Here is a 25510-nt window from a genome sequence, read left to right on the forward strand (position 1 = left end):
TAGAGACCAGCACGAGAGCACTTGTGGCTAGGGGGTTGAGTTCATAACGTTCCGTATTATTCACTGTCCAATAATTTCAGTTTAATCAATCGAATAGATAGCGCAATAAAACGAACGTTATTAAGTAAGAACTGTGTTTAAACGTGAACCGAATAACAGTTATCGTTGGATTGTCGCTATGTAGTCAAGAACATCAATCGCATCTTGCTTTGTGATAACGCCTTGCCATGCGGGCATACCTTCCTCGATATTGCCTTCTAAAATCTCATCAACCAAGGAGTTCTTTGTCGTAAAGAATTCGCCAAGCTTATTGGGAATATTGGCGGGTTTGCTTGGCAGAGATGCTGTTGTTGGTCCATCACCTAAACCTTTGTCACCATGACACGCTTGGCAAAGCTGTCGATATTTGGTCTTGCCGTTGGCGAAGTGGCTCGCATCATTCGCTGTCGCGGCACTCGCGGTGAATGACATGATTGACGCCATTAAACAAAAAATGAAAAGGGCTATGTGTTTGGTGGTTTTCATTGTCTGGTTCTCGGTTACTACTGAACAATGAAAGCATAAGCAAAGGTGAGTAGAAGAAACGTGAATAACAAAAGTGGGACTATGATTAAAACCATGATCATATGGTGTATGGCTGTTTCAATGTGATATGAGTAAATGATTGATTATAAACAGTTTGCATAGAATGGTATGTCGCATTAGTGTGGTGGATTAATGGGAGGCATTATGATTAGTTGCAGTGATTACGATTATATTGAAATTGTGTGTATGCACAGATACCCAATTAAGCTCACTTTACGTTCTGGCGAACAGGTCGAGGGTGTTGCATTAGATACCCAGCGTAACCAAGACAAAGAAGAATGCATTAAGCTAAGTGTCTCTGGTCAAGAACAACTTGTTGTATTGACGGGAATTACTGAATTAGAAGTGTGTGTCGACAACCCTCATTTTAAGCAAAAATCTTTCAAAACGTCATAGGGTGACATATGAGTAATTCAATAGAGCAAAGCTACTGCACATCTTGTCGTGATCGTACGCAACACGTTGTTGTTTTGGTTAGAAAGGAGAGTGCATTTGCAGGCAAGCCAAACCAAAAGCGGCATGAATTTATCGCAGGCTTAATTAAAGGGTGGTTTCTTGGTCCTTTTATCGCCTCTATGGATGAGTTTTCTCGCCATGTTGTTTGTGAAAAGTGCGGACACAAAGAAATCCAAGATTAGAATCGATTTGGCTTAATCGTTGATGTATTAAAATGGCTTAGGAAATAGAAGAGTGAAAGAACAAATATTAGAAGCGGTAAAGGCATATGGTTTTTCGGTAAGAACCAACAATACCGACGAGGTTGATCCAGCAAAGGCAAAAATAGGGCAATTGTGGCAAGGCTTTTTCGAACAAGCTTTCCCTAAGCTGACCCCAGACTCAAAGGTATACGGCGTTTACACCAACTACGAGTCAGATTTTACGGGTGACTTTGATGTGATTGCTTGTACCAATGCGCTTACTGATAACGACATTGACCAATTGCTCGAAACAAAAATTGAACCTGGAAAATACCTGACGTTCTCGGCACAAGGCGAATTACCACAAGCGGTGATCGATTTGTGGGGAGAAGTATGGGCGTATTTTAACGCGCCAGATTGCCCACATACACGAACGTACACAACCGACTTTGAGCTGTACAAAGGCGAAACTGAAGTCGAGATATCAATTGCGATTCAATAATCTTTGAGCACTGATATATCCTGTAAAAGTTAATGAAATAAAAGAGCCGCTCGGTTTGAGCGGCTCTTTTGCTATTTGGAATTATCCAAAAAGACAATCTTGCTTGGTGTCATTCCATAATGGGTACTGTTTCATTACTTGGGTATAAAGTTTACTTTCGAGGTGCGATCGCAACCAACGCCCGACGTTCTGGTATTCAGACTGCACAAACCATTTCTTTTCTACTCTTACAAACTGGCTCACGAATGGCATTACGGCAAAGTCGGCTAGGCTAGGGAAATCTCCAAACAAATAGTCGTGGTGGGCGAGCTTAGCCTCAAGTTCGCTGATAAAGGCTTCGCACAAGTTCCTACGTTGCTCGATGCCGTCATTGCGATAGCGAACAGAAGCGCGATACTTCTCTAAGTGACCAATAAACTCATTGTCATTACGTTGAATAAGCTGGTGGATTTGCTCACTGAGCGAAGGGTTACTCGAACGTAGAAGATCTTGAGGATCGTTCTGTTGAAGCGCCCAAATCATCACATCTAAGCTCTGCTCAATAACCTTTCCATCGGATAACACTAGAACTGGAACTGTACCTTTTGGCGAACTGGCCAATAGTTCACTAGGCTTGTCTTTGGTGACGATTTCTCTTAGTAGTACTTGTTGTTTCGATAAAGCGATGCCCATTCTTCCACGCATTGCGTAAGGACAGCGACGAAGAGAGTACAGGACGGGTAGAGCTGAAGGATTAGGCATTGTTGAGGTCATTGAGTTTGAAAAGTGTTGTACAGTGGTAAACAGATCGTGATGTGGGTAGAATACGCGGCTTAAAAATTATAAGTAAGTGAGCGACTTCAAAAATGAGCAGAAAAATTGAGTTATTAGCCCCTGGTGGCGATGTAGAAGCGATTAAAGCAGCCATCGTAGCCGGAGCAAATGCAGTTTATTGCGGTTTAGATACCTTCAACGCTCGTAACAGAGCTTCTAACCTGTCGTTAGATGAGTTGAACGGGGTAATCCGCCTTGCTCATGAATACGGTTGTGAGATCTTTCTAACTCTTAACGTTGTGCTGCTGGAGCACGAAACGAAGAGCATCACTAAGCTATTAAACCAGCTGGTGAACACCAAGGTAGACGGCATCATTGTCCAAGATTTGGGCTTGTTTAACTTAGTGAAGAAGCACTTCCCATCATTAGATGTTCACGCTTCAACTCAGTTAACCACACACAACGAAGGTCAGATTAAGTTCCTGTCTAAGATTGGCGCATCGCGCGTTAACTTGTCGCGTGAGTTGAACCTGCCTGAAATTAAAATGCTGACCGAAGTCGCACACGACCATGATGTACTGACAGAAGTGTTCGTACATGGCGCGTTGTGTATCGCGTTTTCGGGTCAATGTTACTCAAGCTCAGTAAGTGTGGGTAACTCAGGTAACCGCGGTCGTTGTAGCCAAGCATGTCGTGATGAATATGAAATCACCAATGCGGGTAACCGCTTCCCACTGAACCTAAAAGACAACTCTGCCTATTACGACTTGCCTGAACTGGTAGACGCAAAGGTAGACTCGCTTAAAGTCGAAGGCCGTATTAAAGGCGCACACTACGTTTACACAGTGGTAGATACGTGGCGCAAGCAGATCGATAGCTTTGTACAAGAGGGTTTGTTGCTTGAAGACGATTCTAACCTACACAAAGTGTTCAACCGTGAATTCACGAACTCTTTCCTTAAGGGCAACCTAACGAAAGACATGTTCATCGATAACCCTCGTGATAACAGTATTAACTATGCGGTTGAGCAGGCGAAAGAGAAGAACAACGAAATCTCAGTGGTTCAGATTCAAGAAGCGACAGTACAGCTGCATGAAGCGAAAGATGTACTTGGTGACGAAATGCGTGACAAGATTAAGTTCCTTGATATCCGCAAAACGCCGGTTGCTATGTCTTTCAGCGCAAAAGCAGGTCAGCCATTTACGGTGGCAGTGAAGACAGAAAAAGAGAATTTCACCCTGCAATCTAAATCGCTGCTTACTGCAACAGAAGAAAAAGCGATCACTCAAGAGCTACTTGAGAAGCGATTCAAAAACGTGAAGAGTGCGGTTCACACACTAGAAAGCCAAGATTTCAGCGAAGTGGACCCTGGGCTAGTGATTCCGTTGAAAGAGGTGTCTGACCTTAAAGACGAAATTGACTTCATTCTAAACGGTTCTGTTGAAGTGATTAAGCACGTTGAAGTGCCAGCACTACCACAGCACCCTAAAGTGAACGAGAAGCCGACTATGTCGATGCTTATCGCTGACGTTGCAGACTTGCACCTATGTGATGTGACGGACGCGGACGTTTACTTCAAGCTCCCAGAAAGCTTTAAGAAGCGTTGTAACAAATACATCGATATCTTAGCGGCAAACCCACGTTTGATTCCGTGGTTCCCAGCAGTATTGATTGGTAAGGACTACGACGAAGCTGTTCGTATTCTTGAAGTCGTTAAGCCTGCTCGCATCGTGACTAATAACACGGGTATCGCATACAAGGCTTACGAAATGGGTATCGAGTGGGTTGCAGGTCCATTCATGAACACGACAAACTCTCACGCACTAGTGACGCTTAAAGAGGAGCTAAACTGTGCGGGCGCGTTCATTTCGAACGAGATCAACAAAGGTCAGATTCGTCATATTCGCCGCCCAGAGAACTTCAAACTGTTCTACAGCATTTACCACCCAATCTTGATGATGACTAGCCGCCAATGTTTCTTCCAAAGAACAGTAGGCTGTAACAAACCAAGCATCGAAGCAGGTTGTATGTTGAAGTGTGAGAAAGCGACCACGATTACTAACGTAAAAGGTATCTCGTTCGCGGTTGATAAACAGAAGGGTGGCTACCCAAGCATTTACAACCATGAGCAGTTCCTAAACCATGACGCTGTAACGGATTTCTCTGGCCTGTTTGACGAATTCTTTATCGACCTAACCAACATTGGCGCGGGTTCTAAAGAAGTTCAAGACAAGGTAGAGCTGATCAAGCACTTCGAAGGTTTAATCAACGGCGTTGAAGGCTCACAACAACACCTAGAGCAACTTGTCGAGATTCGTACTAACGCTCAGTACGTTCAAGGTTTATAGGGTCCAAGGTTTATAGGGTTAAAAGTCTATAGCGGTAAAGTTCTTTAGGGTTCGCGGCTATAGGGGGGGAAGGTTTATAGCTCTCAATACCTATATCCCAAAGCTAATAGGCTCAAAAAACCAAACAAAAAGCCACTCAAACGAGTGGCTTTTTCTATATCTGAGGTTTCTAATTCGGTCTGAATTAACGAGTCGTTTATTCCGCTACTGCTTCTTGTTTGAAGCATGGGCTTTTTAGCGTGTTCATTCGTTCAATTTCACTGGTTAGACGCAGTGACAGCAGCGCTTTTTGGTTCGATGCAAAGTCAAACATCACGATAGTCGCGGTACCGACAGTCGTAAGCTTTTGCTGCGCTTTACTGACGATCGCGTATTCCATAGTAAAGCGGTCGTCTTGAATGTCGGTGACTCGTGAACCCACCATCAAAGTATCAGGGTAGGTGACAGGTCGGAAATATTTACAATAAGTGTCGCCAAGAACAGGACCAACCTTAGTGATTGCCATCTCTTCCATCAGTTCTACGTGCTTAAAGAAATCTAAGCGAGCGGTTTCGAAGTAACGAAAATACACAGCGTTGTTGACGTGATTGAGTGCGTCCATTTCTCCCCAAGCGACTGGGATTTCTGTTACTACCGGGTAGTCAGATAATAATGCTTCCATGCGAACTCTCTTATTGTTATTTATCCTTCATTGGAATAAAAACCCTACCGCTAATTTAACAAAACTGCAACACGTGTGATTTAAGTTTTTGAAGCTAGAAATCACACGTTGTCAGAGGCTTGGCTGTTAGCTACTAACTGGTTCGTCACTCAGGTGTTTGAATTGGAGTTCAACCAAGCGTTGGTATAGTTCACAGCTATTGATGAGCGACTGGTGGTTGCCGATGTCTACAAGCTGTCCTTGATCGAGCACCGCAATTTGGTCTGCGTGTTTGATTGTTGATAAACGGTGGGCGATGATGATCGTCGTTCTGCCGCGCATTAATTCTTCCAATGCTTGCTGAACATGATGCTCACTTTCGCTGTCTAGAGCGCTTGTTGCTTCATCCAGTAGTAAGATGTTGGGATCTTTCAAGATGGCACGCGCGATGGCAATACGCTGACGTTGACCACCAGACAGCCTTACGCCGCGCTCTCCTAGGAAACTCTGGTATCCATCTGGTAGGTTCTGAATAAACTCGTGAGCGTGCGCTTTTTTCGCCGCTTCAATCACTTGCTCATCAGTCGCTTCTGGGTTGCCGTAGCGAATGTTATGGAACACATCGTTACTGAACAGAGCGGGTTGTTGAGGAACAAGCGCCATCTGCTTTCTTAGTTCGTTCGGGTCAAACTGATTGAGTTTCACGCCACCTAGCGTCACTTTACCCATTTGAGGGTCGTAGAAACGTTGCAGCAATTCAAATAGGGTGGTTTTACCTGCACCGGATGGGCCAACTAACGCCAATACTTTTCCTTCGTGCGCGGTTAACGACAGGTTGCTTGTTGCTGGTTGATCAGGTCTAGACGGGTAACAGAAGGTCACATTATCAAAAGCGACTTCTGGCGTTAAGTTATCGAGCGATGTTGGATTCTCGACTGGGGCAACGATGTGGCTTTCCACTTGCAGAATCTCAATTAAACGCTCGGTGGCACCTGCCGCACGTTGCAGTTCGCCCATCACTTCAGAAATTGTCCCTAGGGATGAAGCGACCATAATCGCGTAAAAGACAAATGCAGCCAGATCGCCGGCGGACATGGTGCCGTTGATAACATCAGTACCACCCACCCAAAGCATGCCTGCAATCGCACTGAACACGATAACAATCACGCCAGAGATAAGAATCGCGCGCTGTTTTACGCGTTGACGACCAATTTCATAAGCCTTTTCTACTTCAAGTGCGAACGACGCTTTCTCTTGGGCTTCTCGGCTGTAGCTCTGCACGGTTTTGATGTGCTCAATCGCTTCTCCCGCATAAGAGCCAACATCTGACATCGAATCTTGGCTTTTACGTGATAGCGCTCTTACGCGACGCCCGTAAACCAAAATTGGAATCAAGATAAACGGCACCGAAGCCAGCACGATAAGCGTGAGTTTAATGTTGGTGGCAAACAACATGATGATTGCACCAAGGCACATTAGCGCGCTGCGCATCGCCATCGAGAACGAAGAGCCGATGATACTCTGAAGCAGGGTGGTGTCTGTTGTGATGCGCGACATGATGTCGCCACTGCCATTGGTTTCAAAATAACTCGGATGAAGTGTCACAACGTGATTGAAGACGGATAAGCGGATATCCGCGCTTACACGTTCACCAACGGAAGAAACCAAATAGAAGCGGAAGAAGGTACCAATAGAGATCAATACCACCACGACCATGATGAATTGGATAGCGCTACCTAAGTCTGATAACGATTGTTGGCTAAAACCCTGGTCAATCAGAAGGCGAATACCGTGTCCCACAGAAAGGGTTAAGCTCGCCGTGAAGATCAAAGCGATCAGAGCTGCAATCACGCGGCCTTTGTAAGGTTGAATAAATTTAATCAGCTCAAGCAAAATGCTGAGGCTTTTCTTCTCTGGTTTTGATTCTGGATTCTGTTGAGCTTGTCGCTGAGTTGCCTCAAGCGTAGAAGAGACATCGTTTTGCATATGATTGCCTTAGTGTTTGTCGCTTTAAGAATAGATGACTGGTTACTTGTAATACGTCTTGTTCGCTGGCAAGTGCTAGTTATTGAGAATAGATGCCATTAAAGCATTTATTGGAGCGTAACGCTTCCTAGGAAACTCAATTTTCTATAACTCGTGTGCATTCGATGCGTACGTGGAAAGCTAAACAAAAGGAAAATTAAGCACACTTATTCGCTGCTGTCAGAGTAATAATAGGGTGGTTATCCCTGATTTTTATTCAGGTGTATAGGTTCAATTAAGAGTCTACTACCTTCGCTTATTAAGTGGGTTTGGATTTATAAAAACGTTTGCTTTTTGGTGTCATATTCTAGTTTTCAATAGCTTGGATGAAAAAGAGGTATGAGCAGTTAATGAGGCTGTTTTTTGCGCAGTATTTGTTACAAAAATTCAACAAATTAATTTTTTATACATTTTTCTTGCATAAAAGTTCAGTTTAAATAGAATAACCAACAAATGACAATTAATGCAGTATTTTGGCATGAGTATTCAAGTAAAGAGCATCAACAAATCATACGGCGATATCCAAGTTCTTCACGACATCAGTTTTAACTGTGAGAGTGGCGAAACCTTGGTACTGCTTGGCCCAAGCGGCGCCGGTAAGAGTTCACTACTGCGTGTTTTGAACCTGCTAGAAATTGCTGATAACGGTGAGCTAGACATTGCGAATGAACAATTCGATTTTTCTAGCCAGATCCAAGAGAAGCAGGGGCTGAAACTTCGTCGTAAAGTCGGCATGGTTTTCCAACAATACAACTTGTGGCCACACATGACGGTAATGGAAAACTTGATTGAAGCACCAACTAAGGTTGCAGGCCTAGATAAGCAAGAAGCGATCAATCAAGCGCAAACAGTTTTGAAAACTTTACAGCTTGCAGACAAAGCAGACGCTTGGCCGTTACAACTATCTGGTGGTCAACAACAACGTGTCGCGATTGCTCGTGCTCTTATGATGAAGCCGGATGTATTGCTGTTTGACGAACCAACAGCGGCTCTTGATCCAGAGATCACTAACCAAGTAGTTAGCATCATTAAAGAGCTAAGCGGCACTGGAATTACTCAGGTGGTAGTGACTCACGAAGTTGACTTCGCCAAGAAGATTGCGAGCCACGTTCTTTACCTTGAAAAGGGGTACATCGTGGAACACGGCACCAGCGACGCATTTATTAATCCGCAGACTCCAGAGTTTGCTGAATATTTGACTCACTAAGTCACTGACTAGATTTACCTAAACACAACATCGATTAAAACAATCAAATTATAAGAATGGCCACAGGCCACTATCACAATGTATTCGGAGTAACAAAATGAAAAAGATTCTACTAGCTTCACTTATCGGTCTTGCTTCTTTCAATGCAGCAGCTCAAGAAGAAATCAAATTCGCAATGGAAGCGACTTATGCACCATTCGAATACATGGATGAGAACAACCAAATCCAAGGCTTCGACGTCGATCTAGCAAACGCACTTTGTGAAGAGATGAAAGCAACGTGTACTTTCCACAACCAAGCATTCGATAGCCTGATTCCAGCTCTTAAATTCAAACGTTACGATGCGGCTATCTCTGCAATGGACATCACTGAAGCACGTCTTCAACAAGTAAACTTCTCTGACGCTTACTACGACAACTCTGCAGCATTCATCTCTATTGAAGGCAAAGTAGCAGACCAAGCAGCACTAGAAGGCAAGCGTATCGGTGTTCAAAACGGTTCTACTCACCAAAGCTACCTTCTTGAGCAACTACCAGGTGTGACAGCAGTACCTTACTCAAGCTACCAAGATGCATTCATCGATATGAAAAACGGTCGTATCGATTCTGTATTCGGTGACACAGCGGTAGTCGCTGAATGGTTTAAGAAAGAAGACAACCTAACGTACGTTGGCGACCAAGTAACAAACCAAGAGTACTTTGGTAACGGCTTTGGTATCGCAGTAAACAAGAGCAACCCAGAGCTAGTTGCACAACTGAACACAGCACTTGCAGCAGTTAAAGCAAACGGCGAGTACGACAAGATCTTCAACAAGTACTTCGGTAAGTAATTTATGGAATTAACGGGTTACTCTTTAGGGCTCGTCGAGGCAAGCTGGATGACTGTTCAGCTTGCATTCGTAAGCCTATTGGTTGGATTAATTTTAGCGGTAATGTTTGCAGGCGGTGAAATGTCTCGTCGTGTCGCAATCAAATGGCCGACAACCGCGTTCGTGACAATCGTACGTGGGCTACCAGAAATCTTGGTGGTTTTGTTTATCTACTTTGGCTCAACACAAGTGCTCTTCATGATCACTGGTGACTTTGTTGAAGTTAGCCCGTTCTTATCTGGTGTTGTTGCGTTGTCACTTATTTTCGCTTCGTACGCTTCACAAACTATTCGTGGTGCATTGAAAGCGGTAGGTAAAGGGCAGAGAGAAGCGGCGAGTGCATTGGGTATTCCACAATCTAACGCATTCTTCAGAATTGTTTTGCCACAAGCAGTAAGACACGCACTACCAGGCTTAACGAACCAGTGGTTGGTTCTATTGAAAGATACTGCACTGGTTTCTCTGATTGGCGTAACTGATCTACTGAAGCAAGCGCAGTTAACATCAGCAGCAACGCACGAAGCATTTACTTGGTACGCAACGGCGGCAGCTATCTACCTAATCATCACATTGATCACGCAAAGAGCAGTAAAAGTGATTGATGGTAAGTTCTCTATTCAGGGTTTGGGTAACAAAGGGGCAATGGCATGAATCAACAATACCTCTCTCAAATGCTTGAAGGTTTAACGACCAGTCTTCAACTCACCGGCGCGTCACTGCTTGTTGGTTGTATCTTGTCGCTACTGATGACGGTAACACTGATCCTAAGATTACCTGCGATTCACTGGGTAACACGTGGCATCATTACCTTGTTCACTGGTACACCATTACTAGTTCAGATCTTCTTGGTGTATTACGGCCCAGGTCAGTTCGATTGGATTCGTGAAAGCTTCATGTGGACATGGCTCAGCCAACCTTGGTTCTGCGCAATGTTGGCATTGGCTTTGAACACGGCGGCATACAGCACGCTACTGTTCAGAGGCGCATTCAATGCGATTCCTGCAGGGCAGTGGGAAGCATGTCGTGCACTAGGTATGGACAAAATCACGACGCTTAAAGTGCTTCTGCCATACGCATTACGCCGTGCCGTTCCAGCTTACTCAAACGAAGTGATTCTAGTCTTCAAAGGCACATCACTAGCAAGCACCATTACCATCATGGATTTGATGGGCTACGCTCAGCGTATTAACGGCCAAACGTACGACACACTGACTGTGTTCGGTATCGCTGGTGCATTCTACCTAGCAGTAAACGGCATTTTAACACTTATCTTCCGCCAAGTAGAAAAGAAAGCCCTCGCATTTGAAGCGGCGTAAGCTAGCCAGTCAAAAGCTTAACTAACGTATAAAGCCTGCCATTTATGTTCGCATAGATGGCAGGCTTTTTTGTGTTTTCAACATAGCTCGGAGGGCTGTGGACACATACAGTGCGAGGCGGGTTTAGCTAGATTCATAACATATGGAAATATTCTGTATTTTGTTATTTGATATGCCTATCTATGTTTTAAGTCACTGAAATAATGTAATAAATCGTGCTAGATTGCTATGCATATGAAACTAGATAGAATGATCCTGTATTTAAATGAAGAATTTTTCGATCTAATAGCTGTTATGCCCTTTTCGGTTTTTTGAGGTTCTATGAAAATAAGAAAAATGAGTTCACCTGACTTGCCAGCTTTGTATGATATTTACACTGACAAAGAGGTTGTGAACAACAATCGTTACTTGCCTGACATCAAAAGGGAAGAGTTCGACTCAATGTTCAATGACAGCCAGCTTAATTTTGTCGCGGTTGAAAGCGATGGAGAACTCTTGGGTCATTTGGCTATTAACTCAACGTCTAAGCCGAGGTTAAAGCACTCTGCATCTTTTGGTATTGCGGTCGCCAAAACTTCCCGAGGAAAGGGAGTGGGTCGTTTCTTAATGGAATACTTGCTGTCGTATTGTGATGAGCAGCTAAACTTGACGCGTTTAGAGTTAGAAGTGCATGCAAACAACGTTGCAGCGTTGGCTCTTTATAAATCCTTTGGCTTTGAAGTTGAGGGTACAAAACGCAAGGCTGTGCTTGTTGAAGATAATCTAATAGACATCGTCATCATGTCGAGAGTACGGACATAACAAACAATTTAAGAGTGATTCAGCACGCTTGGCATTTTGGTTTGGGTTAAGTTCGGTGATTATGGTGGTCAAATTGAGTGCCGTGGTCGCGTGCTTCACACCTTAATTGGGCTACATGGACTCCCTCTTTTGTCAACAATAGCTCCCGCTGACAACAGTGGATCGGACAGCAGCTCTACATTCGGTGTTTAATCGGAATCGTTCCGTCACCTTGATGATATTCGCTTGATGCCAGCCTCATTCGTTAAACAGTATTTATTACTTCCCAATTAAACAGGTTTAGGCATCTCGGTCTGGTCGTATTGTCATCATTTGCTATTGCTTTGACTCGGTGAGTGTTAACCGTTTACATAGTTAATCTTGTACTCTTTTCCTGTTGTTAATAATGCCCAAATTATACGAGCGTTTTTTGCTGCTAGGGCGACAGCTGCTCGTTTATAACCTCGTCGTTCAACGAGTTGATTTAACCAAATACTGTTGCGATCGGTTTTCTCTTTACATCGTGCAATAACGGCTCTTGCGCCATGAATAAGTAGAGTGCGAATATGTTTTTCGCCTCTTTTGCTGATGCGACCAAGATAAACATGACCACCTGTTGAGTATTGTCTTGGAACCAACCCTATCCACGCGGCAAATTGGCGGCTAGATCCAAATTGTTTGGCGTCATTGACTGTCGCGACAATGGCACTTGCACTGTGTTCACCGACACCTGGAATATCCATGAGGGCTTTGGCTGAAGCCATCTCACGAACTAAAGCAGAGACTCTACGATCATAGTGCAATACTTCTAGGTTAGGTGTTGAATCTTGTTCGATAGATCTTGAAGTAGCTCTCGAGCGAGTATAGGCAAACCATTTTCTGCATCTTCAAGGACGCTACCAATGGTGTTTTGAGCCGAGTAGCGACCCTGCGGCATCACAATGCCAAATTCGGAAAGCAAACCTCTGAGCTGGTTAATAGTCGCCGTTCTTGTTTTAATTAGCCCCTGTCGAATACGGTGCAGGCAAAGCACAGCTTGTTGTTCTTCACTTTTTATAGAGACAAATCGTGTTTTGGGTCTAGATACCGCTTCACAGATGGCCTCTGCGTCATTGGCATCGTTCTTCTCATTTTGTCGATATGGAATAACGAATTTTGACGCCATAATTTTCAGGTTATGACCTAGTTTCAGTAGCTCTCTCGCCCAGTGGTGTGCACCAGAGCACGCCTCCATACCGATGAGGCAGGGCGGTAACTTCGCGAATGTGTCTAAGAGTTTGTTTCTTCTGACAGTTTTGCGTAGGACGCACTTGCCATATGCATCAACGCCGTGAATACTGAATACATTCTTGGCGAGGTCAACGCCAATAGTTTGAATGGTGGACATAGTAACCTCCAGTTCTTCAGCGTGTACTAAGTATGGCACGCAGAGTGTCAGGTAGAGGGAGTCCATATCATTCGTTAGCATTCGACAGGAGATAACATGTACATTTTGGTAGTAAGTTCGAGCTTGGATCCAAACAGTCGAAGTCGTCAAATCGCTAAGCTATGTATTGATGAACTACAATCGTTGGATAGACAAGTTAAATTTGTTGATTTGGCCGAACTTAATGTGCCAAATTTTGATAACGACAAAATATATCAGACAGAACAATATAAGGCGTTACATAAGTTAACGTCTGAGTCGAGTGGTATCGTTTTATGTAGCCCAATTTATAATTGGGGGTGTTGTTCTGAGTTAAAGAAATACATTGAATATGTTGGGTCTACACCTCCTGATGGTAGTTTAACTGGCGCGCTCTTCGATAAAGTCGTGACGTTTGTAACCTCAGCAGGGCTACCTCATAGTTACATGGCTGACTCTGCGCTCTCGACGTCACTAAGCATTGATTTCAAGTGTATTATCAATCCCTACAACTTGTATGTTCATAATCGTCACTGGGTCAATGATACCCTTTCGGATGAAAGGCTACCCAGGCTTGAAAAGTCAATGAAAGTAATGGACGAGCTCTGTAGTTTATTGAGTGCTAGAACATATAAGTCTGGGTGGGAACTGTGATGCATACAATCTGTTTAAGAGTGATTCGTAATGCTTGGCATTTTTGCTATGCATAGTGTTTAGTGTTTAAGGTGATATGTAGCGGCTTTAGTATTGCGTTGCTCACCCCTTAACAAGGCGTTGATATGACCCCCACTGTCAATTAAAAACGTAGAAGTTTCTGCTCCCTCATTTCAGAGCCTTTGTTCATTTTGGGATAGTGTTACCGCATAGATGAAGCAAGTAATGTCGTCGGTTCTCATGCTGATATACGTGGATTGCTCATCGTTTGATGAATAGAGCCTACCTTACTTGTTCCGTCGTAGCACCTGTCTTCAGTCTATGCTCGTGGTTCAATACAGCCGAAGCTATATGGCCGTCCTAACGCCGTCGGTGTTTGTGCCACTCCCGATGCTTTATCCAATGCGATAACACTAATTCTGTCTTCATGCCGGTAAACGAGCGATTCGAGTTCTCGGATCTACGTCGCTAATGACAACTTCACGCGCAATGGCCCAGATGTAAGCGATCATCTCTCTTGCGATGGCGACCACAACGACATTTCGGTGTTTACCTTTTTGTAGTAGTCGTTGGTAACGACGACATAACCTTTGCTGGGCTTGCCAAGCGATATCAACTATCTCTTTAGGCAGCCCTTCTTGCCTTAGTAGCAGCTCTACAGAGATGTTCGCTTTATGCTTATAGGTGTGTGCGCCTTCAACGAGTAACCGTCTGGCTCGACTGTTGCCACACTTTGTTAAGCTGCCACGACGAGTTTTACCTCCACTGGAGTTTTCTGTTGGAACAAGCCCAAGGTAAGCCATAAGCTTTCTTGGATGGTCGAACCGCCGTAAGTCACCCAGCTCAGCTATTGTGCCAAGAGCTACGAGTAACCTTACACCCCGCATAGCTTGAATGGCTTTCACAACAGGATAGTATCGCCAGTTTTTGACCTGATGGAGCAGTTCATTATCGAGTCGTTGCAGCCGCTGTATCCGTTCATTGATTGTAATGATCATCTCTTGCAAGACGATTTGCTGACAATGGTGAGGAAGAATGAGATCGGTCAGCCACCGTAGATGCTTTTTAGACCAGTTATCATTCACCGTCGCTTGGATATTATTGCGAAGAAGAAAGCCTTTGAGTTGGAACTTTGCGTCTTTGAGATCTTTCATTGCCGTTTCTCTGGCACGCGAGAGATCTCGAATAGCTTCATCTTCGGCTTCTGGTACATAGATGGGTGTAAGCTCTTCGGCTTTTAACAGCTTGGCGAGCTTTGCTGCGTCTCGTTTGTCAGTTTTAACTCTATCGCCTGGCTTCTTAGGTATAAGTGATGGAGCGACGACATAGCAGCAGTGTCCCAGGCTCGTAATCAGGCGATAAGTCCAGTAACCACATGGTCCTGCTTCATAGACAAAGTGCAGAGTGGCTTTTGGATACTTGGATTGCAGTTGCTTGGCCAATTTAATTAGCGCGGCCTTATTGGATTTAATACGGCCTAACTGTTGTGGGTTTGCCCCTCGATGTTCTAGTAAAACAGCGACTTGAATAAATGACTTATGCGTATCTAAGCCAATGAAAATTATGCTATCTTTACTCATGCTAGCCTCCAAATTTAGTTGTTTGACGCACTAATTATGGCTCTGGCTTAAAGCTAACCCACTATATTGGAGGCTAGCACCTTTCGTGGGGGGCATTATGTCTATGTTCACCGAATAATGAAGCTTCATAGGAGGAATTATAAATGGACGATTTTTACATAGATCCAAAAGGATTGGCAGCATACTATGAAGTTCAATGGCTTGATAAACTTCGCTTAAGTGGAGTGTCTGAACAATTCGAGAGTAAATCTAAGTACGTACCTGAGTCGTTTATCTCCTCAAACCACACACAAAGCGTAGCTAAGTTTATTATTGATGCTCTGGAAGCTGAGAGTATTGATCCTATTGACGCATTAGAGGTAGGGGCAGCTTTGGGACGAAATAGCTACGAGTTAGTTACTAACATACCAAGCATTAGTTCTGTCACAGTTGTTGAGCCGTCTCACCGCTTGCTATCAAATCTCAAACAAATACTAATTGACGGTACTAAATGTGAATTTCCTTATATCAAGAGCTTGAAAGAGTTGGGGTGTTTGGACTTTGATGCTTCAACAATAGCAAAAGCGTGTGATCATGTATCATTTACTTTAATTGAAGCACCTTTCGAGCGTGGTGTGGTTAAGAAAGAGTTTGATTTAACAGTTTGCCTCAATGTACTGGATCAATGTGAATCGCCTAAAACTTTAGTAAACGCATTGATGGATGCAACTTCTTTTAATGGAATGTTAGTTTTATCATGTACTTATCAGTGGAACAAAAAGCATTTAAAAGAAGAAAGTGAAGCTGTTAATGATATAAACGACTATTTTGGAGAGGGTTGGGTAAAGCTATCTGAAGATGAACATGAATACAAGATAAGATTTAACGAAAGGTATTCGTTACTATTTCTTTCCCATGTAGTCGCTTACAAAAAAGTTGGTGGCTAACGTTTGGTACGTGCGCATAACAAACAATTTAGTAGTGATTAAGCACGCGTGGTATTTTGGGTATGCGGTGACTTCGGTGTTGAAGTGCAATACAGAGACTTGGTCATTGCGTGTTTCACACCTTAATGCTGCACTATGTCCTTGGAGATAAAATGAGAAAACTATCAATCATTACATTGGGGGTATCAAATATCGAGTCCTCAGCAAAGTTCTATGAAGCCGTACTTGGATTAGAGCGCACAGGTTATCAATCTGACGAAATTGTATTCATGGATATTGATGGTCCGGAACTAGCTCTGTTTCCCAAAGCCGAATTAGCAAAAGATGTTGGTATTGAACCAAATGGTTCAGGTTTTGCCGGTATTACACTGGCTAGAAATGTTAGTTCGTCTCGTGAAGTTCTTAGCCTGCTGAAAAAAGCTGAAGATAATGGTGGAAGAATCGTCAAACAAGGACAGCCTGTGTTTTGGGGTGGTTTTTCAGGTTACTTCTCTGATCCAGATGGGTACTTGTGGGAGATTGCTGTAGGTTCAGAGCTCTACAAAGCAGAAATCGAGTAACGCACATAACAAATTGTTTAAGATTGATTCGCAACACGTGGCATTTTCACTATGCGTTGGTTTTAGTGTTTAAGGTGGTATGCGGCGGCTTCGGTATTGCGTTGCTCGCACCTTAGTAGAGCGTTAGGTAAAAGGAGGGGTAATGAGCACGAGAGTAATTGAAGTTGTAGATTATCGAACTTCATGGGCCGATGAATTTAGTGACGAAAAGGTATTGCTTGGTTCGGTCTTGAATTCAGCTAATGTAGTGGAAATTCATCACATAGGCAGTACTTCAGTCAAAGGTCTTTGTGCGAAACCAATTATCGATATTCTTGTTGAAGTGAAATCACTAGAAGAGTTGGATAAAAACAATAAGCAGATGGAGTCGCTTGGGTATGAAGTCAAAGGTGAATTTGGGATAGCAGGTAGGCGTTATTTTCAAAAAGGTGGTATACAACGAAGTCACCAAGTGCATGCTTTTTTAGTTGGGTCTCCAGCAGTAAATAGGCATATTGCTTTTCGAGACTACTTAATTCAATTTCCAGAAATAGCGTCGCACTACGGTAATCTGAAGCGAGAAGGCGCTTCAATTTGTAACAATGATATTGGTGTATATTGTAATCATAAAGATAGGTTTATAAAGGAACATGAAGTAAACGCACTACGCTGGAAATTTACCTAACAAGAAAATCGGGATAGATTCGCAACGCTTGGTGCTCTGAATTCAAGTCCGTTTAGTAATTAAGGTCAGTTGGTGGCGCTATTTACATCTTAATTTAGCGTTAGCCTTCGTCATAGGGTTGTTGAACCAGAAAGGGATATATATGGATGTAAACCACATCTTAACTTTTGTAGCGGTTGCGACATTGTTAGTTATCTCCCCAGGTGCTAATGGGGTTCTTATCGCTAAAACTGTGTCGTCATCAGGACGAACAGCTGGATTTGCTAACATTTGGGGCTTTGTCGTTGCGTTTTATGTGCATGGGACACTATCAATATTTGGTATTTCAATACTCTTAGTTAAGTCATCTCAGGCGTTTTTCATATTTAAGATGTTAGGTGCGGCATATTTAGTTTGGATTGGTTTGAAAGCGATGAAGAGTGCACTCCATAAAAATCAAGAGCACCCAAAGATTACAGGAGGGAATAATAAAGTTACCTCACTCCGCATAGCCTTCACGGAAGGGTTAATAACAAATTTATTAAACCCTAAAGTCTCTATGTTTTACTTAGCAGCCTTTCCTCAATTTATGCCTGATACTGAGAGCCCAATAAGTGCCTACGTGCTAGTAACAGCTCATTCAATGGTCAATTTTATATGGTTCGCTATTATGGTTATGGTCCTTTCCAAAGTTAAGAACGTTACCGATAGTGCTGAGTTTAAAGCTTGGTTAAACTCAATTACAGGTTTAGTGTTTATTATTTTTGGTTCAAAACTAGCTCTAATGAAAAATGGCTAACAAAACACTTATGTTCAATTCTCTACACTTGGCATTGTTACTTCGTTCACGGTCTCTAGCTACTTAAAGCCACACTAGTAGGTCAGGATGAATAAACAATATTAAAAAATCTACTTAAGCATGGGTTCAAACCTTGTGGGGGAGGTGACTACAAAATATGCCAGAGAGTACTTAGGGAAATACATATAACAAGGCTCAAGTAGCAAGGAGGAAATCGTGACAAAAAGGTATATACCTTACGCAACACTGATATTGGCATTGTGTACTGTATTGGTATCTTTGGGTGTGAATTTCCAAATAGCAGGGTCGCTATTCGGAAAAATTAAGATTACAGAGCTAGAGCCCTTTGGCGGCTTCACATACAAGCACATTTTAGACTTGGAACTATGGCGTCTAGTAGTTTCTCAATTCATTCACGTGATGCAATTTCACATGATTTACAACGTTCTTTCACTGTTTGCTCTCGGCTACTTGCTTGAGCGAAAACTAGGTTCCAGCGTTTTTCTTGTAATATGGTTTATTTCGGGATCGATTGGCACATTTGCTAGTACATTTACGGTACCTGAACCATGGAATTTGGGGACCGGCGGTTCCCAGGCCATCTTAGGATTAGCTGCCGCGGGGCTTTTAATGTATTTAAAACGACAGATTGAAGGGAAGTTGGCGTTGGGTGTTTTAATACTAACAATTGGCCCAGCATTCGCTCTAGATCTAATCTTCAGCGAGTACCATCTTCCAAAGGTTGGTCATGTGGTTAGTTTTAGCTTAGGTGTTATTCTTTTATATGGTTTTCAACAACGTGGTAAAACTTGCTACTAAATTGGCGATTAAAATTGATTCACAATGCATGGCATTTTCACTATGGGCTTATTTAAGGCGTTAAGGTGGTATTCAGAAGGATCTATGTTGCGTTTTTCACCACTTAATGCAGCATGATTGGTCACTATACATATCTAGAAAAGGAGTTCAAACTTGAAAGTAGCTTTAGTAACTGGTGGTTCGAAAGGTATCGGACTAGGTCTCGTTCTACGCCTAGTAGAATTGGGTTATAGGGTTGTCACGTGCTCACGTTCTGAAGCAGGGTGGGGGAAAGTGCTTGCTATATATCCAGAATTAGACGCTGTGGATCATAGGGTTGTAGATATTGCTGACCAAGAGCAACTAGCGGGTCTATTCTCCTATATTGAATCCGAATATAAGAAACTAGATATTGCAGTAAATAACGCTTCTCCAGCGCTGGTTTCACGAGGTTATCTACATAAAGTTGACATCGAATTACTTAAAGAAACCCTCAATGTGGATTTCTTGTGTCAGGCTTTATGTCTGCGAGCAGAATTAAAGTTAATGGGGCCTGGCTCAAACATAGTGAATTTAAGTTCGGTGAATGGCCTTAGACCAACGCCAAATGCATCAATGTACAGCGCGTCTAAACATGCTTTGGAAGGATTAACGCGCTCAGTTGCACTTGAGAGTATTGGATCTGGTATTCGAATTAATGCGGTAGCGCCAGGTGTAACATGGACCCCACGTTGGGAAGAGCGCCAACTGGAAAATGAAAATATCCGCTCGGAGGTATCTCAAGCCGTTCCCATGAAGCGGTTTGGTTGTACCAATGAGATAGTAGACGCAATAGAGTTTTTACTTTCAGACAAGGCTACTTATATAGTAGGGCACACATTGGTAGTAGACGGTGGTTTGTCTTTGGCATAAATGGCGATAATCTGTTTAATATGATTCACAACATTTGGCGCTTTTCGACGCTTTGCGTGTAGTGTTGAAGGTGGTGTAGCTGAGTCCGATGACAACGTGCTCACTACCTTTGTTTACCGTTATTCAAAAATTTCGAGGGTATTGTTGACTATGTTTCCAAAGTTGAGACAGCCAGAAGGTAGTTTGTATTGTGGACCTTATTGTATTACTGCTTATTTAAAAAGTATGGATAAATTACCCCTTAACTCGCCTCTTAAGCTACATAAATTTGATGCGGTGCAGGTTTCATTCACGGGGGCTCCTGTCGAAGTTAATGGTTTAGAAAAATTGAAAGACTTCGCTTTTGAACTCTATAAGATCACGGGAATAATTACTCCCGGCGAGTACCCAGAATACATTGAACACTCCGGCTACAATTCATTAGGAGCAATGCTCTATGTTCTTCGTCAATTTGGCATAGAGTGTGAGGTACTTATTAGAGATGCACAAACGGATGAATATTTGCGGCGAGTTTTCCCTATCGAATTTGAGCTAATTGAAAAGCTGGGTGTTTCAACAAAAGTTTTGTCGTTAGGCAAGTCGACACCCAACAACACAATGTTGATATCAGTTATCAGGGTCAATGGTTCACTGCATTACGTACTTAACGATGCTAAGGGCAACTGGTTTGATTCAGGTATAACTGGTACTAGAGCCGAGTGGGACTCAATTGAGAATTGGCACACTGCAGCTAACAAGCGTGAAGGCGCTGCTTGGTTAGGGATATCAATTCGAGTCAAATATTAAGTACAAAACAAACTACCTAACAAAGATTCTCGCGCTTGGCAGTTTCAGCCTCATCTTTATGACCACACGAAATTCAGTTCAAGTGGTATGGCGTAATTATTCATTGGCTGGTTTTTAACCTTAAGGAGATTTATGGACAAATTTTTGATGCTTCAAGAACTTGGTGCGGGTGACTTTCAGCACCTTAACGGTTCATTGGAAGCACACTTGAAAGGAACTGAACAAGTTCTAATTAACTGGGGTAGTAGCGAGCTACTTCAAATCGCAGGTCTCTTCCATGCCGCGTATGGAACAGCAGGTTTCGATGAAAATATGGTGTCGTTAAGCCAGCGTCAAGACATAGCACGAATTATTGGTAATGATGAAGAAGCATTGGTTTATTTGTATTGTTCATGTGACCGAGACTATGTATTTCCTCAATTTGGTAAAGTGCCAGAAATCGAGTTTAAAGACAGATTTACTGGTTCAATATTCAAACTCGAGAGTGCAACGGTGAAGTTGTTTTGCGAGTTAACGGTCGCTAATGAGCTAGAGCTTGTCTATAACAGTGAAGAGTTCAAGCTCAAATATGGTTCTGAGCTATTTGAACTGTTCCAAGGTATGGATAGCTACTTAAGCTCCGAGGCAAGAAAGGCGTACAAATCAGCATTGTCGAATTTTGCATAACATTTGTTCAAGAGCGATTCGGCACGTATGTCATTTTCCATCCAATAGTTGAGTTCGATTTCTACGATGGTAAGGTGAAGCTTTGTCGTCGCATTGCTAATACTTAAATGCGGCGTAAGTAGTCAGAAGTAAAAAGGATTTATAGATGGAATTAAAGTATCGTTCAGCTGAATTTGAAGATTTGGAAAGCCTTGTTGCTTTGCTTTCAAATGACCTACTTGGTAGTAAACGAGAAGATGCGTCTATTCCGTTGAATCGTGGCTACATTGAAGCGTTCGAAGCGATTGCCCGAGACCCAAACAACGAATTATTGGTTGTTGAACTGGAAGGCGCTCTGGTCGGGATGCTTCAACTAACCTTTATTCCGTATCTAACGCATATTGGTAGTTGGCGTTGTCTTATCGAAGGTGTTCGAATCCATAGTGACTATCGTGGACAAGGTTTCGGTGAGCAAATGTTCGGACACGCTATCGAACTGGCAAAAAACAAAGGCTGTACAATCGTTCAGTTAACAAGCGACAAGCAGCGCCCTGATGCCATCAGGTTCTATGAGAAACTTGGATTCAAAGCAACGCATGAAGGGTTCAAACTCGCGTTGTAGGCTGTCTGCTAACCAACTATATAGTGAATCGCAACGCGTCGCTTTTTGATCATGCTTTGCGTTTCATTGCTTACTGTAGAACACGGGAACTTTGCTATTTCGTTGTTCAATGCTCGCAACGTAACGGTTTGTAGCCATTGTTATTTATCTATTTTGGCATTTATTATTGTTGTAGTGGCTTTGGTGATAGCCTTCGTTACTTTGGCTGTTGCTTTCAAAATATAAAAATGAATCCTTTTCTCATTTTAAGTTATTGAAATTTCGATAGTGCCATGCGTTCTTTTTTCAGCCCAATTTCGTCTCTCAATAGTAGCAAAGTTTTGTAGCCGCCCGTCTCACTTTTTTACTCAACCTCTTTTATATCATCTCAATTTTCAATATGTTTGCGCACATGAATCTAAGTGGTGAATTTGTCGACATATTGCTTAAGAATTGTTTGTCGTGCATGAATTTTTACTTTGCGGTGTTTTATTTGATTAAGGTGCTGCCCCTTAACTTTTGTATTGTATCGTTCAAACCTTTTCGATTCTCCACACCATAATGTGCTTAAAATAAGAGGAAAAGAAATGGATTTAAATTCACTGCTATTATTTGTCGTTGCTTGCCTAGCTATCAATATGATTCCAGGGCCTGATGTCATCTACATTGTTTCAAATACAATGAGAGGAAAGATGGCGAGTGGGATGAAAGCTGCTGTTGGCTTGGGTGTTGGTTACTTCATCCATACTTTAGCCGCATGCTTAGGCTTATCCGCAATAATTTTAAGTTCTGCTTTAGCTTTTAGTGTTGTGAAATGGCTAGGTGCTTTGTACTTGGTGTACTTGGGTATTCAGTCCCTAATCTCAATGTGGCGAGGGGGCAACAAAATTGTTGTGAGTGAAAACTCCGAAACTGAGAGAAGCGTATTTGTTCAAGGTGTCATTGTTAGCGTTTTAAACCCAAAGGTTGCACTCTTTTTCCTTTCGTTTCTGCCTCAATTTATTGATACATCAGTTGGCTCTGCTTCAACACAATTATTGATACTTGGTTTGTTGTTTAGTGCGTTAGCAACACTATGTAATGTTTTATACGCCTCAGTGGGAAGCTGGGTGTTTAGTCGCCCAAATTCTGAACGTTATTCTCGAACACTTGAGGGTGTATCTGGTTTTTTGCTTATTGGGTTGGCAGGTAAAGTTGCAATCAGCGAGCGCTAGTCACATAACATAAGTACCAATTCGATTAAATATACTCGGTAATCTCTGTTTGCCGAGTTCTTCTCGCTTTAATACATCAACACAAAGTTAATTTGCATAGTCGTTATCGTGTTATGCATTAACAGGCAATACGGTTTTTTCGATGGCAATGGGCTAATACTAGATCCACTTTGCTTGGCATTTTGGGGGTCAAGCACAGTTCAAACAAGGAGTGTAAATATGAAGCAAGACTTTTCTACATTAGCGACAACCGAGTACGGAAACATATTGGGTAACCAGTACTTTATGGATTTCAATATTGTTCCTCTTTGGCACGACATGCCGCGAATTTGTGGCGAAGCTTTACGGTTCAATTAGCTGCTGGTGATAACTTAATGCTTCATTCTGCAATATATGAAGCACCAAAAGGCTCAATCATTGTCGTCGATGGCGTTGATAGCGAATATGCAGTAGCAGGAGGCAATGTATGCGAAGTTGCTAAGAGCCGAGGGATAATAGGCTTTATTATTGACGGTGTCATTCGGGACTTAGGTGAAATTACAGACATGAAATTCCCGGTTTTTGCTAAAGGTGTTCATCCAGTTCCGGGAAAAAAAGAGGTTTATTCTGAACTAGGTACTGAAATTAGATGTGGAGGTATAAACGTCTCAACGGGAGATATCATTGTGGCTGATATCGAGGGAATTGCTGTTATTCCTCAGTCCAGAAAAGATGAGGTATTTTTAATGGCTTCAGAGAAAGCCAATAAAGAAGCCTCGTTAACATTAGCTCAGTGGGAAGAGAACCATAAGGCGAAGATTAAGCAAGCAATAATCTGTGCGAAACAAAAACAAAGCGTGCAAAATGATGTAGGTTGACCCAAAGATTTAAGGCTTACGTTACATAAGATTCACCAAAGACTGAGTCTTCTATCGAGTTGTTGAGATATAAGTGCATTTCAGATGCGCTGTTTTTGGTAATTAACGTTCCCTGTCGATTATCGACTTTTTCTTCAAGCTAATTACTAAGACAGGGAACTGAAATGAACAGATTAACATGGACTGCACTTGCGCCGCTTTTGCTATCAATGGCCATGGTGTTTAGCACTTATAGTTATGGAAGCGAGAGTGGGTTAGAAGCGTTCACTGTCTCTTTGGTGTTGTCTGCGCCTTTAATTTTTACCTTTTTGCTCGTTTTCTCATTTTGCCAAGATGGCGCTGCTGACAGGCATGCGTTACTTGGAACCATTGCCATTTGTATGCATCTATCTACGGTATTGTTACATGTTTGGTGGAATGGGTTCATGTTCACCGATGTGACCAGAAACGACGATTTAGGGCCAGCACAAGGGTACTCTGGTTTGATACTTTGGCTGGGTAGTATCAAGGCAATGATCATTGGCGTCGCTGTTGGAGTCTGCGCACATTTCGTGACTCGAATGGTTAGAAGGCTGGTCTTCAGATAAGATTACGTAGCTTACCAACACCTCTAACAAAAGGAGTTTGAAGTATGTTTTATAGCAAGGAGCTCAACAAAGGGTTGCTCTTGATCCTCATTGTGCTTAGCGTGTTTATTGTATTTGCATCTGACAACGGCTTCGGAGCCTTGTTTGCCCTGTCGACAAACGCTTTAATTGCGATTCTCTTTTTCTCCATGACGATTGAGCTAAAAGGCGACACACTGACTTGGTATTTCGGTTTTGGTTTTTGGCGTAAGGCTGTGAAGGTATCTGATATCGTCGAGACATCGTTTTATCAAACTAAGTGGTATCAAGGTATTGGTATCCGAATGTTGAGTGATGGATGGCTGTATAACGCATCAACAGGCTCAGCAATAAAGCTAAGCTTAAGCGTTGGAAAAAACATTTATATTGGTTGTAAAGACGCACAAGGTTTGAAGGTTGCGTTGAGTAAAAGCAGTTAGTCGAATGAAGTGACTAACTGTGTGAATGATCTGGGTTGGTTTTAACGGGTACAGGTAAATTGTGATTGAATTTAAAACGGTAGGTCTTTTTGTACTTACGGCGATAGCGGAAATAGTAGGGTGTTATTTACCTTACCTTTGGCTAAGGGAAGACAAGAGTGTTTGGTTACTTATTCCGGCGGCCATCAGCCTTGCCGCATTTGCTTGGTTACTCACGCTACACCCTACAGCAACAGGGCGAGTTTATGCGGCTTACGGTGGTGTGTACATCTCAGTCGCACTGGTATGGCTGTGGCTTATCGATGGTGAGAAGCCAACAACGTGGGATCTAGTTGGTGGTTCGGTGGCGCTGCTTGGTATGGCGATTATTATGTTCGCACCAAGAAACGTGTAATTAGACGCTGTTCCGGCGCAATTTGAATT

28 protein-coding genes and 2 pseudogenes are annotated in these 25510 nt (G+C 42.8%); 24 read left to right on the plus strand and 6 right to left on the minus strand.

The genetic code is table 11. The features are described from left to right. Positions 1 to 159 precede the first annotated feature (159 nt). Complete coding sequence (locus OCV52_RS07780) at positions 160 to 525, minus strand: c-type cytochrome (RefSeq protein WP_137408472.1); 366 nt, start codon at positions 523 to 525, stop codon at positions 160 to 162. Between the two features lie 204 nt (positions 526 to 729). Between OCV52_RS07780 and OCV52_RS07785 the strand changes: the two genes are divergently transcribed. Genes OCV52_RS07785 through OCV52_RS07795 form a run of 3 tightly spaced genes read left to right on the plus strand, consistent with a single transcriptional unit; the run spans position 730 to position 1725 of the window. After that, positions 730 to 981, plus strand: a complete 252-nt coding sequence (locus OCV52_RS07785; protein ID WP_105024956.1) for a Rho-binding antiterminator — start codon at positions 730 to 732, stop codon at positions 979 to 981. An 8-nt stretch (positions 982 to 989) separates the two neighbouring features. Beyond that, positions 990 to 1223: a hypothetical protein gene (locus tag OCV52_RS07790; RefSeq protein ID WP_008217774.1), complete on the plus strand. Its 234-nt coding sequence runs from the start codon at positions 990 to 992 to the stop codon at positions 1221 to 1223. Positions 1224 to 1275: 52 nt separating this feature from the next. Continuing rightward, the gene (locus OCV52_RS07795) at positions 1276 to 1725 is read left to right on the plus strand and encodes a GyrI-like domain-containing protein (protein ID WP_137408471.1); all 450 of its coding nucleotides are present in this window, start codon (positions 1276 to 1278) and stop codon (positions 1723 to 1725) included. A gap of 81 nt (positions 1726 to 1806) precedes the next feature. Here OCV52_RS07795 and OCV52_RS07800 read toward each other — a convergent pair whose 3' ends face one another. Beyond that, positions 1807 to 2466 (minus strand): glutathione S-transferase, encoded by a 660-nt coding sequence (locus tag OCV52_RS07800; RefSeq protein WP_137408470.1) that lies wholly within the window; start codon positions 2464 to 2466, stop codon positions 1807 to 1809. A 104-nt stretch (positions 2467 to 2570) separates the two neighbouring features. Between OCV52_RS07800 and OCV52_RS07805 the strand changes: the two genes are divergently transcribed. Beyond that, complete coding sequence (locus OCV52_RS07805) at positions 2571 to 4826, plus strand: peptidase U32 family protein (RefSeq protein WP_137408469.1); 2256 nt, start codon at positions 2571 to 2573, stop codon at positions 4824 to 4826. 196 nt (positions 4827 to 5022) lie between these two features. On the opposite strand, the gene OCV52_RS07810 is transcribed toward OCV52_RS07805, so the two are convergent. Continuing rightward, positions 5023 to 5487: an acyl-CoA thioesterase gene (locus OCV52_RS07810; protein WP_004741007.1), complete on the minus strand. Its 465-nt coding sequence runs from the start codon at positions 5485 to 5487 to the stop codon at positions 5023 to 5025. A 126-nt stretch (positions 5488 to 5613) separates the two neighbouring features. Beyond that, positions 5614 to 7452 carry an ABC transporter ATP-binding protein/permease gene (locus OCV52_RS07815; RefSeq protein ID WP_137408468.1) on the minus strand — a complete coding sequence of 613 codons (1839 nt, stop codon included), beginning with the start codon at positions 7450 to 7452 and terminating at the stop codon, positions 5614 to 5616. Positions 7453 to 7969: 517 nt separating this feature from the next. Between OCV52_RS07815 and artP the strand changes: the two genes are divergently transcribed. The 5 genes from artP to OCV52_RS07840 all read left to right on the plus strand — a co-directional run bounded on the left by artP (position 7970) and on the right by OCV52_RS07840 (position 11683). Next, positions 7970 to 8698: an arginine ABC transporter ATP-binding protein ArtP gene (gene artP, locus OCV52_RS07820; RefSeq protein ID WP_061031351.1), complete on the plus strand. Its 729-nt coding sequence runs from the start codon at positions 7970 to 7972 to the stop codon at positions 8696 to 8698. A gap of 97 nt (positions 8699 to 8795) precedes the next feature. Further along, positions 8796 to 9527: an arginine ABC transporter substrate-binding protein gene (locus tag OCV52_RS07825; protein ID WP_102424729.1), complete on the plus strand. Its 732-nt coding sequence runs from the start codon at positions 8796 to 8798 to the stop codon at positions 9525 to 9527. Positions 9528 to 9530: 3 nt separating this feature from the next. Next, a complete protein-coding gene (gene artQ / locus OCV52_RS07830) occupies positions 9531 to 10217 on the plus strand; it encodes an arginine ABC transporter permease ArtQ (RefSeq protein WP_137408467.1) in 687 nt (228 codons plus the stop codon). Beyond that, positions 10214 to 10882 carry an arginine ABC transporter permease ArtM gene (gene artM, locus OCV52_RS07835; protein ID WP_137408466.1) on the plus strand — a complete coding sequence of 223 codons (669 nt, stop codon included), beginning with the start codon at positions 10214 to 10216 and terminating at the stop codon, positions 10880 to 10882. Before artQ ends, artM begins: the two co-directional genes overlap by 4 nt. A gap of 336 nt (positions 10883 to 11218) precedes the next feature. Beyond that, positions 11219 to 11683 (plus strand): GNAT family N-acetyltransferase, encoded by a 465-nt coding sequence (locus OCV52_RS07840; protein ID WP_105024948.1) that lies wholly within the window; start codon positions 11219 to 11221, stop codon positions 11681 to 11683. A gap of 338 nt (positions 11684 to 12021) precedes the next feature. Here OCV52_RS07840 and OCV52_RS07845 read toward each other — a convergent pair. Further along, positions 12022 to 13049, minus strand: a pseudogene (locus OCV52_RS07845) (IS110 family transposase). Between the two features lie 96 nt (positions 13050 to 13145). Between OCV52_RS07845 and OCV52_RS07850 the strand changes: the two are divergent. Then, on the plus strand, positions 13146 to 13721 hold the full coding sequence (locus tag OCV52_RS07850; RefSeq protein ID WP_004742171.1) for an NADPH-dependent FMN reductase: 576 nt from the start codon (positions 13146 to 13148) through the stop codon (positions 13719 to 13721). A 425-nt stretch (positions 13722 to 14146) separates the two neighbouring features. On the opposite strand, the gene OCV52_RS07860 is transcribed toward OCV52_RS07850, so the two are convergent. Continuing rightward, complete coding sequence (locus OCV52_RS07860; RefSeq protein WP_261900869.1) at positions 14147 to 15301, minus strand: IS110 family RNA-guided transposase; 1155 nt, start codon at positions 15299 to 15301, stop codon at positions 14147 to 14149. 143 nt (positions 15302 to 15444) lie between these two features. Here OCV52_RS07860 and OCV52_RS07865 point away from each other — a divergent pair, with 143 nt between their 5' ends. The 14 genes and pseudogenes from OCV52_RS07865 to OCV52_RS07940 all read left to right on the plus strand — a co-directional run bounded on the left by OCV52_RS07865 (position 15445) and on the right by OCV52_RS07940 (position 25481). Then, positions 15445 to 16227 (plus strand): methyltransferase-like protein 9, encoded by a 783-nt coding sequence (locus tag OCV52_RS07865; RefSeq protein ID WP_261900870.1) that lies wholly within the window; start codon positions 15445 to 15447, stop codon positions 16225 to 16227. A 152-nt stretch (positions 16228 to 16379) separates the two neighbouring features. Further along, a complete protein-coding gene (locus OCV52_RS07875) occupies positions 16380 to 16787 on the plus strand; it encodes a VOC family protein (protein ID WP_105024946.1) in 408 nt (135 codons plus the stop codon). Between the two features lie 142 nt (positions 16788 to 16929). Further along, the gene (locus OCV52_RS07885) at positions 16930 to 17451 is read left to right on the plus strand and encodes a GrpB family protein (RefSeq protein WP_137406392.1); all 522 of its coding nucleotides are present in this window, start codon (positions 16930 to 16932) and stop codon (positions 17449 to 17451) included. Between the two features lie 142 nt (positions 17452 to 17593). After that, entirely contained in the window at positions 17594 to 18229 is a 636-nt protein-coding gene (locus OCV52_RS07890) for a LysE family translocator (protein WP_137406393.1), read from the plus strand. 216 nt (positions 18230 to 18445) lie between these two features. Beyond that, positions 18446 to 19048 carry a rhomboid family intramembrane serine protease gene (locus OCV52_RS07895; RefSeq protein WP_137406394.1) on the plus strand — a complete coding sequence of 201 codons (603 nt, stop codon included), beginning with the start codon at positions 18446 to 18448 and terminating at the stop codon, positions 19046 to 19048. 153 nt (positions 19049 to 19201) lie between these two features. Beyond that, positions 19202 to 19939: an SDR family NAD(P)-dependent oxidoreductase gene (locus tag OCV52_RS07900; protein ID WP_137406395.1), complete on the plus strand. Its 738-nt coding sequence runs from the start codon at positions 19202 to 19204 to the stop codon at positions 19937 to 19939. 150 nt (positions 19940 to 20089) lie between these two features. Further along, positions 20090 to 20725: a hypothetical protein gene (locus OCV52_RS07905; RefSeq protein ID WP_240700648.1), complete on the plus strand. Its 636-nt coding sequence runs from the start codon at positions 20090 to 20092 to the stop codon at positions 20723 to 20725. A gap of 132 nt (positions 20726 to 20857) precedes the next feature. Next, entirely contained in the window at positions 20858 to 21391 is a 534-nt protein-coding gene (locus tag OCV52_RS07910) for a DUF6817 domain-containing protein (RefSeq protein WP_137406397.1), read from the plus strand. A gap of 145 nt (positions 21392 to 21536) precedes the next feature. Beyond that, complete coding sequence (locus OCV52_RS07915; protein ID WP_137406398.1) at positions 21537 to 21992, plus strand: GNAT family N-acetyltransferase; 456 nt, start codon at positions 21537 to 21539, stop codon at positions 21990 to 21992. A gap of 566 nt (positions 21993 to 22558) precedes the next feature. Beyond that, positions 22559 to 23185 carry a LysE family translocator gene (locus OCV52_RS07920; RefSeq protein WP_004742197.1) on the plus strand — a complete coding sequence of 209 codons (627 nt, stop codon included), beginning with the start codon at positions 22559 to 22561 and terminating at the stop codon, positions 23183 to 23185. 219 nt (positions 23186 to 23404) lie between these two features. Continuing rightward, positions 23405 to 24042 (plus strand): annotated as a pseudogene (locus OCV52_RS07925) (RraA family protein). A 164-nt stretch (positions 24043 to 24206) separates the two neighbouring features. Next, on the plus strand, positions 24207 to 24629 hold the full coding sequence (locus tag OCV52_RS07930) for a hypothetical protein (RefSeq protein WP_137406399.1): 423 nt from the start codon (positions 24207 to 24209) through the stop codon (positions 24627 to 24629). A gap of 44 nt (positions 24630 to 24673) precedes the next feature. After that, complete coding sequence (locus tag OCV52_RS07935; protein ID WP_137406400.1) at positions 24674 to 25087, plus strand: hypothetical protein; 414 nt, start codon at positions 24674 to 24676, stop codon at positions 25085 to 25087. Between the two features lie 61 nt (positions 25088 to 25148). Then, positions 25149 to 25481 (plus strand): YnfA family protein, encoded by a 333-nt coding sequence (locus OCV52_RS07940; protein ID WP_137406401.1) that lies wholly within the window; start codon positions 25149 to 25151, stop codon positions 25479 to 25481. The last annotated feature ends 29 nt before the right edge of the window (positions 25482 to 25510 follow it).

Origin of the sequence: Vibrio chagasii (assembly GCF_024347355.1) — a bacterium.
Taxonomy (GTDB): Bacteria; Pseudomonadota; Gammaproteobacteria; order Enterobacterales; family Vibrionaceae; genus Vibrio; species Vibrio chagasii.